14 protein-coding genes are annotated in these 14,258 nt (G+C 70.8%); 4 read left to right on the top strand and 10 right to left on the bottom strand.

The features are described from left to right. Nucleotides 1–39: 39 nt before the first annotated feature. The 4 genes from FPZ12_RS43560 to FPZ12_RS43545 all read right to left on the bottom strand — a co-directional run bounded on the left by FPZ12_RS43560 (nucleotide 40) and on the right by FPZ12_RS43545 (nucleotide 3,835). Nucleotides 40–1,074, bottom strand: coding sequence for an LLM class flavin-dependent oxidoreductase (locus FPZ12_RS43560; protein ID WP_150980783.1), 1,035 nt, complete (start codon nucleotides 1,072–1,074; stop codon nucleotides 40–42). Between the two features lie 6 nt (nucleotides 1,075–1,080). Further along, a complete protein-coding gene (locus FPZ12_RS43555; RefSeq protein ID WP_144759365.1) occupies nucleotides 1,081–1,872 on the bottom strand; it encodes a TauD/TfdA dioxygenase family protein in 792 nt (263 codons plus the stop codon). Between the two features lie 77 nt (nucleotides 1,873–1,949). After that, nucleotides 1,950–2,414, bottom strand: a complete 465-nt coding sequence (locus FPZ12_RS43550) for a GlcG/HbpS family heme-binding protein (RefSeq protein WP_144759362.1) — start codon at nucleotides 2,412–2,414, stop codon at nucleotides 1,950–1,952. Further along, nucleotides 2,414–3,835, bottom strand: a complete 1,422-nt coding sequence (locus tag FPZ12_RS43545) for an aldehyde dehydrogenase family protein (protein WP_243770337.1) — start codon at nucleotides 3,833–3,835, stop codon at nucleotides 2,414–2,416. The genes FPZ12_RS43550 and FPZ12_RS43545 overlap by 1 nt, the downstream gene beginning before the upstream one ends. A gap of 111 nt (nucleotides 3,836–3,946) precedes the next feature. On the opposite strand from FPZ12_RS43545, the gene FPZ12_RS43540 reads away from it, so the two are divergent. After that, complete coding sequence (locus tag FPZ12_RS43540) at nucleotides 3,947–5,725, top strand: helix-turn-helix domain-containing protein (RefSeq protein WP_144759359.1); 1,779 nt, start codon at nucleotides 3,947–3,949, stop codon at nucleotides 5,723–5,725. On the opposite strand, the gene FPZ12_RS43535 is transcribed toward FPZ12_RS43540, so the two are convergent. From FPZ12_RS43535 to FPZ12_RS43510, 6 genes are all read right to left on the bottom strand, one after another. After that, complete coding sequence (locus FPZ12_RS43535) at nucleotides 5,685–6,710, bottom strand: TerC/Alx family metal homeostasis membrane protein (protein ID WP_144759356.1); 1,026 nt, start codon at nucleotides 6,708–6,710, stop codon at nucleotides 5,685–5,687. The genes FPZ12_RS43540 and FPZ12_RS43535 overlap by 41 nt on opposite strands. A 61-nt stretch (nucleotides 6,711–6,771) precedes the next feature. Beyond that, a complete protein-coding gene (locus FPZ12_RS43530; RefSeq protein ID WP_144759353.1) occupies nucleotides 6,772–7,155 on the bottom strand; it encodes a Rieske (2Fe-2S) protein in 384 nt (127 codons plus the stop codon). A gap of 10 nt (nucleotides 7,156–7,165) precedes the next feature. Then, on the bottom strand, nucleotides 7,166–8,398 hold the full coding sequence (locus FPZ12_RS43525) for an NAD(P)/FAD-dependent oxidoreductase (protein ID WP_144759350.1): 1,233 nt from the start codon (nucleotides 8,396–8,398) through the stop codon (nucleotides 7,166–7,168). A 10-nt stretch (nucleotides 8,399–8,408) separates the two neighbouring features. Beyond that, on the bottom strand, nucleotides 8,409–8,738 hold the full coding sequence (locus tag FPZ12_RS43520; protein WP_243770336.1) for a Rieske (2Fe-2S) protein: 330 nt from the start codon (nucleotides 8,736–8,738) through the stop codon (nucleotides 8,409–8,411). Between the two features lie 65 nt (nucleotides 8,739–8,803). Next, a complete protein-coding gene (locus tag FPZ12_RS43515) occupies nucleotides 8,804–9,538 on the bottom strand; it encodes an iron-containing redox enzyme family protein (protein ID WP_208026223.1) in 735 nt (244 codons plus the stop codon). Nucleotides 9,539–9,734: 196 nt separating this feature from the next. Further along, nucleotides 9,735–11,348: a hypothetical protein gene (locus FPZ12_RS43510; RefSeq protein ID WP_144759347.1), complete on the bottom strand. Its 1,614-nt coding sequence runs from the start codon at nucleotides 11,346–11,348 to the stop codon at nucleotides 9,735–9,737. A gap of 210 nt (nucleotides 11,349–11,558) precedes the next feature. Between FPZ12_RS43510 and FPZ12_RS43505 the strand changes: the two genes are divergently transcribed. From FPZ12_RS43505 to FPZ12_RS43495, 3 genes are all read left to right on the top strand, one after another. Then, nucleotides 11,559–13,163 (top strand): gamma-glutamyltransferase, encoded by a 1,605-nt coding sequence (locus FPZ12_RS43505; RefSeq protein WP_243770335.1) that lies wholly within the window; start codon nucleotides 11,559–11,561, stop codon nucleotides 13,161–13,163. Next, nucleotides 13,156–13,587, top strand: a complete 432-nt coding sequence (locus FPZ12_RS43500) for a RidA family protein (protein ID WP_144759344.1) — start codon at nucleotides 13,156–13,158, stop codon at nucleotides 13,585–13,587. The genes FPZ12_RS43505 and FPZ12_RS43500 overlap by 8 nt, the downstream gene beginning before the upstream one ends. Continuing rightward, the coding region (locus FPZ12_RS43495; protein WP_150980781.1) for an MFS transporter at nucleotides 13,584–14,258 on the top strand (675 nt) is incomplete at its 3' end. The genes FPZ12_RS43500 and FPZ12_RS43495, both read left to right, overlap by 4 nt.

Genomic DNA, 14,258 nt, shown 5'->3' with positions numbered 1-14,258 from the left:
GCGGTGGGGTGCGTGGTGGGGTGGAGGTGCGGCGCGAGGCTAATCGACCACCGAAGCGCTTTCCAGGGTTCCCACGGGCGGGCGCCAGCCGAGGCGGGGCGCGATCGTGGTGCGGAGGTCGTGCAGGATCTGCTCATAGTCCCGAAGGTCGAACTCGTAGGGAAGTTCGGCACGCAGTTCGGACGCCGCGCCCACGACGGGATCGGCGGACAGCTGTTCCAGGATCTGTTCGGAGGTGCCCACGACGTCCCTGGCGAAGAGCGTGCGCCTTTCCCCGTGGGGTTTCAGGGTTCGTTCGTAGCGGCTCGCCGCGTATTCGCGGTATTTGGCGCGTGTCCGGGCATCCGCGCTGTCGAAGGGGACGATCACCCGCCCGACCGCCAGTCTGCCGTGGGCGTTCCGGCGGTATTCGTCGATCAGGTTGAGCTGCGCGGTGTCGAAATCGTCGGTGCCCTCGCCGCTGATCACGTTGCCCGTCAACAGGTTCAGCCCGCTCTCCGCGGCCCAGCGGGCCGAGCGCAGGCTGCCCCCGCCGTACCAGATCCGGTTCACCAGGCCGGGGTTGTGCGGTTGCAGCCGCGGGCGCTGGACGTTGCCCGGCGAGTGGATGACGGTGTCCTCGTCACCGAGGTACTCGCCGCGCAGGTTTTCCACGACGCGGGCGATGCGGCCGTAGCCGAGTTCGTAGGAACGCCAGTCGCCGTCGTGGACGAGGTCGCCGAGCAGGTCGGCGTGCGGCATGCCGGTGGAGAACCCGATCTGGAGACGGCCCCGCGCGAGGACGTCGGCCAGTGACAGGTCTTCCGCCAGCCGGAACGGGTTCTCGTAGCCGATCGGGATGACCGCGGCGCCCAGCTCGACCCGGCTCGTGCGCTGGCTCGCCGCCGCCAGGAACACCGCGGCCGAGCCGACCCCGTGTTCGAGGTGGCGCTGCCTGATCCACGCGCCGTCGAAGCCCAGTTCCTCGCCGTACTCGAACAGGCGCAAGGTGTCCTCGAGCCCCGGGTAAGGATCGTCGTCGGCGAAGTTGCCCGGGGTGAGGAACGCCAGTGAGGTGACCGCCGCGGAATCCATCTCCGGTCAGCGGGTCGCGATGACCTTGCGGTAGACGCGCGGGCCGTTGCCGTAGTCGTCCACCGCGTAGTGCCACGTGGCCAGGTTGTCCCAGAGCACGAAGTCCCCCGGCTGCCAGCCGAACCGGATCGTGTAGTCGGGCGAGGAGGCATGCGAGAGCAGGAACGGCAGCAGCGCCTTGCTTTCCCGTTCGGTGACGCCGGTCAGCCGCACGGCCGAGGAGCTGAGGAACAAGCCGGGGCGGCCGGTGTCGGGATGGCGCAGCACCACCGGATGCTCGATCGTCTCGCTGATCCGCTCCTTTTTACCGTCCTGCGCGTAGTTCGCCGCGTCCGCGTCGTAGACGGCGCTGACGGACTCCAGAAGTTGTTTCACCGGAACGGAAAGGTCGTCGTACGCGGCCTGCAGGTCGGCCCACAGCGTGTGGCCGCCGAGCTCCGGGACCTCCTGGTAGGTCAGGGACTCGATGCTGAACGGCGGGTTCCGCCACAGCCCGCCGATGTGCCAGGTGCTGGCTTTGCCGGTTTTCCGGACGTTGTAAGGGTAGACGAACGGGTTCGCCGTGTCCTTGATCGCGGTCGGGTGGTCGAACGGCGCGCCGAAGATCCGCGCCGCCCGCACGTGTTCGTCCGGGCTGAGGTGCTGGCCGCGGAACACCAGCACCTTGTGCTCCAGGAACTCACGCACGAGCGCGGCGGCGACGTCCTGGGCGATCTCCTGCTTGAAGTCGATCCCGGTGATCTCGGCGCCGATCCTGGGCCCGGCGCGGCGGATTCGGTACGAGGCAACGCTTGTCATGGCAGGACCTCCTGATCGCGACGCTAAGCGCGCGCCATCGGCGGGTCAACGAATCCCAGTTCGTGAGCACACCGGCCTCAGGAACTCTCCTTGCCCAGGCGGGCGCCGGCGACGTGTTCCTCGAACGCCGCGAGCGCCGCGGCGCCCACTGCCTTGTCCTGTTCCCCGCTTCCCCCGCTCACGCCGACCGCGCCGACGATCTGTCCTTCGTGGACGATCGGGAAGCCGCCGACGAAGACGGTGAACTTGCCGGGATGCATGTGCTGGATCCCGAAAGCCTCGTTGCCGGGCAGCGCGGGCCCGTTCGGGGGCTCGTTGAACAGGTGGGTCGGGCGCTGGTGGCCGGCGGCGGTGAAAGCCTTGGCGATCGCGATGTCGACGCCCGTGAGCCGGGCACCGGTCATGCGGTGCACGGCGATCGGGTGGGCACCGTCGTCGGCGACGCAGATCGTCTGCTTGACCCCGATTCGCGCGGCCTCGGCCTCGGCGGCTTCGAGGATGATCAGCGCGTCCTCGAGCGTGAGGCGGTACACGGTCTGCATCAGTTCGCTCCATGTGTGAGATAGACGGTCTTGGTTTCGGTGACGAAGTCGAGTGCCTGGCGCCCGCCCTCCGGGAAGCCGCCGCCGGACGACGCTTTCCAGCCGCCGAACGGGGGCGCCACCCCGTTCCCGGTCGTCGGGGCGTTGACCTTCACGACCCCGCACCTCGCCCGCGCCGCGAAGTGGTGCGCTGTCGTGAGGTCGGCGGTGTGCACACCCGCGACCAAACCGTGGGCCGAGGCGTTGATGAGCGCGAGCGCCTCTTCCGGGCCGGCCACCGGGATCACCGAGCAGTACGGGCCGAAGACCTCGCCGCTGACCAGTCCGTGCCCGGCGGGGACCTGGGCGAACAGCGTGGGCGCGACCCAGTATCCCGCCGGGTCCCGCCCGTCGGCGAATCCCGCCTCGGCCACCGTTTTCGCTCCCGCGGCCACCGCGGATTCCTTGAGCTCGTTCAGCCGCTCGTACTGCGCGGCGGTCGCGACGGGTCCGGTCGTGACCCCGTCCCGGTCCCCCGGCCCGACTCGCAGCGCTTCTACCTTCGCCGCCAGCAGGTCCGTGAACTCGGCGAGAACCGGCTCGGCCACGAGCACCCGGTCCGTCGACGTACAGGCCTGGCCGGTCAGCCCGAAAGCACCGGTGGCGATGTCCGCGGCGGCCTTCGCCAGATCGGCGTCCGCGCAGACCACCGCCGCGTTGTGGCCGCCGAGTTCGAGCTGCAGCCGGGCCTGACCGTGCGCCTCTGCCCGAAGCCGCGCGCCGGTGGCATCGGAGCCGGTGAAACTGATCCCCCGGATACGGGCGTCCTGCAGCAAAGCGGTCATCGCCGCCGCGTCCTGCCCCTGGATCACGGGCAGCAGCGCGGCGGGAAGCCCGGCTTCGACGGCGATCCCGGCCAGCCGCTCGCCGGTCCCCGCCGTCACCGGAGAAGGCTTGAACACCACGGCGTTTCCCGCCGCGAGCGCGGGCGCGATCTTGCGGGCGGCCAGTGACAGCGGGAAGTTCCACGGGGTGATCGCGGCCATCACGCCGAGCGGCGCCCGCAGCGTGTAGGCGAAGACCCCGGCCGACTCGTCCGGGAAAGTGGTGCCCTCGACCAGATAGGCGAGCTGGGCGGCGAGGCGGAACTGCTCCGCGGACTTGCCGACCTCGCCACGCGCCGCGCCGAGCGGTTTGCCCTCCTCCGCGGTGATCAGGGTTGCGAGCTCGTCGCGGTGCCGTTCCAGCTGGTCCGCGATCCGCGTGAGAACCGTCGCCCGGCGCAGTGGAGGAGTCGACGCCCACGCGCACGCCGCCTCCTGGGCCTCGTCGACGGCGGTGTGGACGTCTGCCGCCGTAGCCGGCCGGAACGCGTGGACGATCCGCCCGGGTGAGGCCGGATCGACGGACCGGCCCTGCCCGGCTGGTGGTGCACTGTGCACGAAGAACCTCCGGCAATTTGGTGATTGTGAAGCCTGGTGAAGATTCTCCGGCGCGCGCACCATGGCTGACACTGGTCGAGCTGCACCGACTCCGGGACGGAAAGTGGGCACATGGCACATCACGAAACGCGAGTGATCGACGACGCGACGCCACCAGGAGACGTCCCGGACCAGCAGCCGCGCCAGGACGGAGAAGCCACCGAAACGCTCACGGTCGCCGCGCTGCTCGCCGAACCGTTGCTCCGCAACACTCTCGTCGCCGGCTCGTCCGGGACGACGCGAGCGGTGCGCTGGTGCCTCCCGCTTTCGGAACTGCCGGGCACTTCGGACAACGAAGGAACGATGGTCCATGCCCCGGCCCGCTCTCTCCGAGCCGAGGCGGGCCCGGAGACGGTGAGGCGCGCGAAGGCGGCCGGCGCCGTCGCGTTGCTCATCCAGATCGAGTCCTCCGACTCCGGGCCGCCCTCGGCCCTGCGGTTGTCGTTCCCCGAGGCTCGCGCGGCCGCCGACGCGGTGGAACTCCCTCTCGCGCTCTTACCGCCCAGCGCCGACTACCGCACCGTCAGCCAGCTCGTCGCGACGAAGGTCCTCGCGCAGTCGACCCACGTGCTGCAGTACCGCGACCGGGTCCACCGGGGCCTCGGGGAGATCCTCGCCCGCGCGGCCGGATTGCAGGCGCTGACCTACGGCATGGCGCGAATGGGCCGGACTCCGGTGCTGGTCGTCGACCTCGACGGCTCGCTGCTCGCGTACGAAAGCGTCAACAGCACGAAGAAACCGCCCGCGGGCCCCCTCGTCGGCGCGCTGGTCGACCACCTGGCCGCCCTTTCCACGACGTCGGTCCCGGTCGACCCCGCCGTGCTGGGCCCGGTGGGTGAGGGCGACGACGAGGTCATGCTCATCGCGTCGCCGGTGACGTTCGGCGGCGTGATCACGGGGATCGCCGCCGCGCTGGACACCGTCGACGCCGACCCGCACGACCACGCCCAGCGCCGGGTCATCGCGCACGAGGGCGCGGTGCTGCTGGGGTCGGAAATGCTGCGCATCCGGTCGATCACCGAGGCCGAGGAACGGATCCGCGGCGACTTCATCGTGGAACTCGTCCACGGCCGGTTTTCCGACGGCCAGCAGCTCCAGGCCCGTGCCCGGCACCACGGGTTCGACGTCGACGCGAACTACGTCGTCTACGTCGCGGAGCTGGACTCGCCCACCACCGACCACGCGGGCGCGATGCACCGGCTGAGCGCGGCCGCCCGTGCGGTGGAACGGCTTCTTCCCGACGCGCACCTGCCCCTCCTCACCACCCAGATCGGCGGAAACCTCGTCACCGTGTGCCCCGTCGCCGAAGATGCCGCCCCGGCAAGGACGCAGGAAACCGCCGACGGCATCCGGCGCGTGCTGCACGAGCTTCTCGGGTCCGACTCCCGCGTCGCGTTCGGACGCCACGGCGTCGGAGCCGGCGGGGTCGCCGCGAGTTATCGCGAAGCCCGCACGGCCCTCGGCCTGGGACGGCGAATCGAGGTCGGTTCCGTCGTGGGCTACGAGGATCTGCGGATCTTCGTGGCCGTCCGGGAGCTGGCGCATTCCGAGAGCGCCCGCCAGTTCGCCGCCGAAGTCCTCGAGCCCCTGCGCAAGGCCGATGGCAACGTCTGCAGCCTGGAAACCGTTGTGCTCGCTTATATCGCGGAGTCGGGCAACCTCAACGCCGCCGCGCGGCGCCTCCGGCTGCACCGCAACACCACCCTGTACAAGCTGAAGCGGGCCAGCCGGGTGCTGCACATGGACATCCGGGAGGCGGACAGCCAGTTCATGGTCTGGCTCGCCCACCACATCGACATGCTGATGCGGGTCAACGAGACGCTCGACGCCGAGCTCGCCCCGCCTCCGTGACGAGAGCCGGCTCGTGCGCGGGATCGCGCCGCGCGGCGATCAGGCTGGCGGCCGTGGTGAGCACGAGGATGCCGGCGATCACCGCCAGGGTGACCGAGACGGGGAACTCCGGGACCGGGACGGGGTCGCCGCCGTTGACCCAGCCGAGATCGTTCTCGTGCAGGGCGTGGAAAACCAGCTTCACGCCGATGAACGCGAGAATGGCGGCGAGCCCGTATGACAGGTAGATCAGCTTTTTCAGGAGCTCGCCGAGCAGGAAGTACAGCACCCTGAGCGCCATCAGCGCGAACGCGTTCGCCGTGAAGACCAGGAACGGCTGCTGGGTGATGCCGAAGATCGCGGGGATCGAGTCGAGCGCGAAGAGCAGGTCGGTCACTCCGATCGCCAGCGTCACGAACAGCATCGGGGTGAACCAGCGCCTGCCGTCGATCCGCACGGTCAGCTTCGCGCCGTGGAACCCTTCCGTCGTCGGATAAAGGCGGCGCACCAGCCCGATGACCCTCGGCTCGGTCCACTCCTCGTCGCCGCCCGGCCCTTGCCGGGCCACGTTCACCGCGGTGTAGACCAGGAACGCGCCGAAAAGGTAGAAGATCCAGGCGAGCGCGTTGATCGCGACGGCGCCCGCCGTGATGAACGCGGCGCGCAGGATCAGCGCGACCACGATGCCGATCAGCAACGCGCGTTCCTGGTGCGGCGCCGGCACCCGGAACGCGGCGAGGATGATGGCGAAGACGAACAGGTTGTCGACCGAGAGCGAGTATTCGGTGAGGTAGCCGCCGAAGAACTCGGCGGCGTGCGAACCTCCGGCGAACACCCAGATCCCCAGGCCGAACACCACGGCGAGACCGACGTAGAACCCCAGCCGGCAGGCGGCTCGGACCACGGTCACCGCCTTGCGGCGACGAGACCCGAGCACCAGGTCACCCAGCACCAGGAGTACCAGGCCGGCGGTCGTCGCCGCCCAGACCCAGACGGGTACGGACACAGGAGCCTCCAAAGTGGACGGATGTCCCGGCGCTCCGCCGGGCGCGCGGGCGGGCTCCGGGTCAGGAGGTCGCGGCCGGCGGGCTCAGGCGGCGCGACTCCGCGGCCCGGCGGCGCATCGCGGCCTCGGCCAGCCCCTCGTCGATGCCGACGTAGATGTGCCCGCCCTCCTCCTTGACGGGGAACACCGTGACCGGCCGGGTCGCCGGCGGCTGGAGCGGTTCGCCGCTGTCGTAGTCGAAGACGCTGCCGTGGCACGAGCAGAGCAGGCCCTCGTCGGTCACCTTCCCGCTGGAGAGCAGGCAGTCCAGGTGGGTGCAGTAGTTCGACATCGCATGGATCTCGCCCTCGGAGCGGGACAGCGCGACCTCGACGGCACCGGCGAAGAAGCGGCGCACGACCCCTTCCGGCACCTGCCCCGACCGGGCGATCTGGTGGTATTCCACGGCTTTCTCCTCAGGCGCTGATCGTGTCGAGCAGGTCGAACAGGTCGGATCCGGTGTCCGCCAAGGCTTCGGCGCGCACCGCCAGCCCGGCGGTGATGAGCTGTTTCGCGGCGGGGATGTCCTCGCCGCGGCCCATCGCGAACACCGCATGGACCACTCCGCCGGTGGTGTAGAACGCGGTGAAGTCGCGTTCGGCCACGCTGCCCCGGATGACGAGCTCGGCGTCCGGCCGCGGGCGGCAGACGAACTGCAGGTTCAGGTCGTACTGATCGGACCAGAACCACGGGGTCTCGTCGGCCGGTGGCGCCGGCTTGCCGAGTACCGCCTTGGCGACGGCATTTCCTTGCTGCGTCGCGTTGTCGACGTGCTCGACGCGGACGAACCGGTCCCCCGCCGCGCGTGCCGCGACGTCACCGGCCGCGAAGACGCCGGGCATCGCCGTGCGGCAGCGGTCGTCGACGACGATCCCGCCGCGGAGTGGTTCGACGGCCAGCCCGGAGCGCGTGGCGATCTGGTCGTTGGCGATCGCACCGACGGCGACGACAGCGAGATCTGCCTCCACGGCGTCGCCGTCGGCCGTGCGTACCACCACGCCGTGCGCGGTGTGCTCGACGGCGAGCACGTCCTGCCCGCATCGCAGGTCCACACCGAACTCGCGGTGCAACTCGGCGTACACGTACGCCATGCGCGGGCCCAGCTGCGCCAGCATCGGCAACGGCTCCGCTTCCAGGACGGTCACGGCGACGCCCGCCGCGCGCGCCGAGGACGCCACCTCCGAACCGATCAGACCCCCGCCGATGACGGCGATCCGCTCCGCCGGAGCGAGGAAGTCACGCAGTCGGACGGCGTCGTCGAGCGTGCGGAGGTAGAGCACCCGGTCGCCTTCGATACCCGGCAGCCGGCGGGAGCTCGCGCCCGTGGCGAGCAGGATGGCGTCGCCCGCCACGAACGACCCGTCCGCCAGGCGCACTTTGCCGGGTTCGACGGACTCGGCGCGAGTACCGAGGCGGAGGTCGACGTCGTGCTCGCCGCACCAGGCGGCGTCGAGCAGCGTGATCTCGTCGAGCGCGGCCTCGCCGCGAAGGAACTCCTTGGACAGCGGCGGCCGTTGATACGGGGCGTGCGCTTCGTCCGCGAGCACGGTGACCGGGCCGTCGAAGCCACGGCGGCGCAGCAGGCGCACGGCGGTGGCGGTCGCCTGGCCGCCGCCGACCGCGACGAAACCGCGAGGCACTGGGGGCATGGGAACTCCTTCAGCTGCGGGGCCGGACGGCCACGTACACGACCCCGTCGACGACGCGGACGTCGTGGACCGGCTGGCAGTCGTCGCGGTCCTCGGCCGCACCGGTCTCGGGGTCGAACTTCCACTGGTGGCCGGGACAGACGACCTGCCCCTGCCAGAGCGTCCCGCGGGACAGCGACCGTCCCTTGTGGACACATTCGTCGTCGAGGGCGAACACCCGCTCGCCCACCAGGAAGAGCGCCACCGCGCGGCCCCCCAGCTCGACCCGGGTCTTCCGGCGGCGTACCAGATCCGCGAACGGGACGGTGGCCGTCCACACCTGGGTCCCGGTCTCGCTCACGAAAGCCTCCCTCACGAGGTCGCGGGGGTGTCGGTGCCACCCCCGCGACGGAATCGAGTACCGCGTTACAGAGAAGGCGCGACGTAGGTGTCGTAAAGCGCCTTCGTGTAGGAGAAGCGCATGTCCGCGCCCCAGCGGACGAGCTGCAGACAACGCTGCTGGAGCTCCGGGGTGTCGGCGTGGTTGAGCACGATCTGGTAGCCGCGCTCGCCGTGCACCTCGTCGGAGGTGATGTGCAGATCGAAGAACTCGATCTCGTCCTCGCTGAACTTGTAGGTCTCCCGCAGCGGCACGATCTGCTTCTTGTAGATGCTCGGCACCTGCGACTCCAGTCCGACGACCAGCGCCGCGGTGGCGACCACGAAGTGCTCCCGCATCGCGACCGCGTAGCACCAGGCCTGCAGGCCACGGGTGACCGCGTTCATGTTCTCCGGGTTTTCGATGCGCTCACGCGTGGTGCCGCACGCCTCCGCGAACCGGATCAGGAGGTCGGTGTGCCGGATGTCGGCCAGCTCCTCCTCGTACATGTTCTGCAGCAGGAAGTCCTTGGCGTCGGTGAACCGGTCCGGGGTGTTCCCGTAGATGTAGCCGAGGTAGTCCGCGAACGGGCCGACGTAGTGGTAGTGGTTTTCCGCCCAGCGCGCGAAATGCTCGCGGGTGAGCACACCGTCAGCCCAGGCTTTGCTGAACGAGGCGTTCTTGGCCTCGCGCCCCTTGAGGGCGTCCTCGAGCGCCGCGCGGAATTCGTCGCGGGAGAGCATGCCTTGGGTGCCCGTGGAGTTGTCGATCGTGAGTGTCATGCGGAACGCTCCTCGGATTCGGTGAGCTTCAGGGAACACGGACAACGTTAATGAGCGGGGGACCGGCGAACCGTGGTCAAAAAGCACAGGAAAGAGCGGATTCTTGCGGCGGTCCGCACAGTGCACTGTGGACAGTGCAGACGAAAAACGGCTCCGGCGCGCGAGGCACCGGAGCCGTTCGGGCGAGCAGGCCGGTCTACAGGACGAGCGCCGCGAAGATCGTGGACGCGACGAGACCGGCGACCACCGGGAAGAAACACTTGCGCGCCAGGTCGATCACCGGCACCCGGGTCACCCCGGCCACCACGAGCAGCGAGGACCACGCGACCAGCACGCCACCGCCGGCCCAGATCGACCCCATCTGCCCGACCGCGGCCAGCGCCGACGGGGAGACACCGACGGTCGGCCCGAGCGCCCCGGCCAGCGAGCCGGTCAGCGGCAGGCCCGAAAAACCCGAGCCCTCCAGCCCGCACGCCATCCCGATGACGAGCATGCCGAAGCACACGATCACCCCGCTGTGCGGGATGTGCCGGGCGGCCGCCGTCACCAGGTCGACCAGCAGGCCCGGCGCGGGCGTGCCGTCCTCGTAGCCCAGGATCTTGCCGGCGAAATCGGCGTTGCCCAGGAAGAAGAACCCCGCGATCGGGAGGACCACGCCCATCGCGCGGAAGGCGAACACGAGGCCGTCGGTGACGTGCCCGCCCACCGAGGTGAGCGCCTTCTTCGGCCCGTCGAGCGCCATCGCCGCGACGACCACGATGACCGCCGCGAGACCACCGACGAGAGCCGCGGCCGAACCGCCTTCGATCGAGGGCACCAGATTCGTGAACTTGCCGAGTGCCATGTAGACGATCATCAGCAGGAACGCCAGCGGGACGACGGCGGCGAAGACCTTCGACAGCCGGACGACACGCGGGCTGTCGATTTCGATGGCGGGCGACCCCGGGTCCTCCGGGAAGGCCGGCGGGCCGTCGTTTCCGTGGTGCCCGCCACCGCCCCGGGTCCGGGGCCGGTCGTCACCGGGCGGACCGGCCGTGACCCCGACCGCGACCTTCTCCTCCTCTTCGGCCGGTTCCTGTCGCGCCGTCACCTTCACCCGGCGCAGCCACCGGCGGGCCGGGGTGAGCTCCGCGACCACACCCGCCTCCCACTGCTCCAGGTGCACGGCGGACGGCTGCTTCAGGTGACGCCGCAGCAGCACCGCGGTGATGACGAGCGCGACGACACCGGTGATCAGGGACAGGACGAGCGCGGCGTCGGCGACGGCCGACCCGGTCGTGCCCGCCGCCTTCGCGGACAGCCCTGGCGCGACCTGCATGACGTAGTCACTGGACAACGCCATGCCCTGCCCGGCGATGGCGATCGCCATCGCGGCGCCCATCGCCGGCAGCCCCGCCCGGATGGCGGCCGGAACCAGGATGGCGCCGATCAGCGGCACCGCCGGCGTCGGCCAGAAGAACAGGCTGATGCCATAACCGACCACGGCCAGTACCACGAAGGCGGACCAGCCGCCCCGCATGACCGTCCGGAAGGGAGTGACCATCCGCTGATCGGCCTTCATCGCCCGCAGCACGCCGAGCAGCGCGGTGACCATGGCGATGATCAGGAAGATGTTGAACAGTTCGGACGCCGCCGTCAGGCTGGCGTCGAAGATCGCCTGGATGCCCCGGATCGGGCTCCCCGTCATGACCCACGCCGTGACGGCGGTGGCCACGAGCGCGGGGACGATCACGTTCTTCCTGGCGATGGTGACCCCGACGATCAGGACTACACCCGCCAGATAGACCCAGTGCGCGGCAGTCAGTCCCACTGCGACCTCCTTCCCGCCGAGCCCGGCGGTGGTTGTGGTGGTGCGGGTCACCGTGCCAGCAGGAGTGCCGCGCTCACAACGACAACCCTGCACAGCCGCAGGCCACCGGACTGTGCAGGGTGTCGCAGAAGCACAGTGCACACGGCCGCGCGAGCGGTGGTGTGCTGTTTGTACCTACTGAATGTTGCGGGGGCGTGACACGGTCCACGGATGACCTCCACCCGGTTTCCCGACGCGCTCAGACCCGCAAGCCTCGGTGGCGACGGCATGGTCACCGCCAGTCATCCCGCGATCAGCCGCGTGGGCGCGAACGTGCTCGAGCGCGGCGGGACGGCCGTCGACGCCGCGCTCGCGATGGCCGCGGTGGCGTGGCTGGCGCTCCCCGGCCAGTGCGGGGTCGGTGGCGACGCGTTCGCACTCGTGCGCCGGCCGGACGGAACCGTGGAAGCCTTCGGTGGCAGCGGTTTCGGCCCCGACGGCAGTACGCCCGAAAGCCATGCTGACCGTCCGCACCTCCCCCGGTACGGCGCGCTTTCCGTGGCCGCGCCCGGCGCGATCGCCGCGCTGGAAGCGCTGCACCGTGCGGGCGCGACGATGTCGCTGACCGAATTGTGGGCGCCGGCCGTGACGCTGGCCCGGCGTGGCCTTGCGTGCACCGCGAAGACCGCGGGTGACATCCGCGAGCACGCGTCACGCCTTGCGGCGGACCCGGCCACCGCCGCGGCACTGTTGCCGGGTGGCACGGTCCCGGCGACCGGCACCCGGCTGCGTCAGCTCGCGCTCGGGTCCTCGATCGAAGAACTGGCCGCCGACCCGGCCGCGCTCTACACCGGAAAACTGGCCGCACGGGCCGTGGACCACCTCGAGTCGCTCGGTGCTCCTTTTTCCGGCGACGAATGGGCCGCGACCGGAGAAGTGTCGGCCACTCCGGCATTGCGCCGCCGTTACCGTGGCCACTGGGTCCATCAGACCCCGATGCCGACGCCCGGCTGGATGGTGCTCGACCAGCTGGCGATCTGCGAGGGCGAACTCGGCGGGGCTCCGCTCTCGGCCACGGAGGTGCACTGGCTCGCCGGCGCCGCGCGGATCGCGTTCGCCGACCGCTTTGCCTGGGCGGGAAGCGATTCCGAGGACTGGCGCCGAGGCGGCGAGCCCGCGGCGGTCGAGGCGGCACGCGCCCGGATCCGTTCCGGTGACCTGCCGGGCCTCGCGGGAGCGAACCCGGACGGCGACACCACCTCGATGGTGGCCGTCGACGGCGACGGACGCGCGGTGAGCCTGATCGAATCGCTCGCCTTCACCTTCGGCGCGGGAATTTCCCTTCCCGACACCGGAATCGTGCTGAACAACCGGCTCGGCCGCGGCGCCTACCTCGTGCCGGGCCATCCCAACGAGCTGAAACCGCGCCGTAAACCGGTGCACACCCTCAACGCGTGGCTCGTGACCGACGACGACGGCCGGCTCCGGCACGCCGGCAACACCCCCGGCGGGGACGGCCAGGTGCAGTGGAACACGCAGCTGCTGTCGCATCTGCTCGATCACGGCGCGGGCCCGCAGGCCGCCGTCGACGCGCCGCGGTTCTCCGTGTTTCCGGGAAGTGACGCCGAGGACCTCGGCGCCCCCGCCCAACTGCGCGCCGAAAACCGGTTGGGCATGGACGTCCTGGACGGGTTACGCCGGCTCGGGCACACAGTGGTCCCGGCCGGGGACTGGGGCGCGGGCGGGAGCGCGCAAGTGATTTCGGTCGATCACGAGCGGGGCTGTTTCGCGGGCGGCTCCGACTCCCGCCAGGAAGGGGTGGCGCTCGGTGTCTGAGCCGATATCCGCTCCCGTCGCGCAGGGCCACTACCGGACGGCCGTGCTCGCCGGCGGTTTCGCCTACAGCGCCGGGATGACCCCGCGCCGCGCGGGCGTGCTCGTCGTACGCGGGCGGGTCGGGCAGGAGGTCGATGTCGCCACGGCATCCTGGGCCGCCGGGCTGGCCGCGGGCAACGCGCTGGTGGCGATCAGTGAGGCGGCCGGCGGGCTGGACTTGATCGCGCGGTTCGTCCGGATGACCGTCTATGTCCGCTGCACGCCCGAGTTCACCGAACTGTCCACAGTGGCCGATGGCGCGTCGGCGGTCGTGGCCGCTCGCCTCGGCGAGGACGCTTTGCCCGTCCGGACCGCCATCGGCGTGTCCGCGCTTCCCGGCGGAGCCCCGGTCGAAGTGGACGTGATCGCGGCAGTACGCCGATGACCGAAGTCCTGCGCGAACCGGTGCGGCGCCCGGCCCGGCCGGCAGTGCTCGCCGCGGCCCTGCTGGTCGGCACGTTCGCCAGCACCATCGCCAACACACTGGTCAACGTCCCGCTCGCGGCGATCACCGCCGATCTGGGCGCCCCGCTGAGCAGCGGCACGCTGATCGTCGTCGCCTTCAACCTGGCCTGCGCGGCCGGCCTGCCGTTCGCGGGCTGGCTCGGCGACCGGCTCGGCCGGCGGCGGGTGTTCCTGGTGTCCATGGTCGGCGTGACGCTCGGCGCAGTGGGCGCGGCCGCCTCGCCCACGCTGCCCGTGCTCGTCGGTTTCCGCTTGGTACAAGGGTTTTCCGGGGCACTCGTGCTGCCGACGGTGCTCGCCCTGATCGTCGTGGCCACCGGGCCGGACCGGCGGGGGCGGGCGGTTTCGTGGTGGGCGGCCGCCAACGGAGCGGGGCAGGCGGCCGGCCCGACGGTGGGCGGGCTCCTCACCGACGCTTTCGGCTGGCGCGCCGTGTTTCTCGCGATCGTGCCGTTCGCGGTGCCGGCGTTCGCGGTCGCCTGGGGTCACCTGCCGCGGACCCCGCCGCGCGCGGTCCCGCTCGACCTGCCCGGGGTGGGTTCGCTGGCGCTCGGCGTGATCCTCTTCCTTGTCAGCGCAGCGATCCTGGGC

Origin of the sequence: Amycolatopsis acidicola, from assembly GCF_007713735.2 — a bacterium.
GTDB lineage: Bacteria > Actinomycetota > Actinomycetes > Mycobacteriales > Pseudonocardiaceae > Amycolatopsis_E > Amycolatopsis_E acidicola.
The sequence above is the reverse complement of the archived record's forward strand: the minus strand, read 5'-3'. Positions and strand labels throughout refer to the sequence as shown.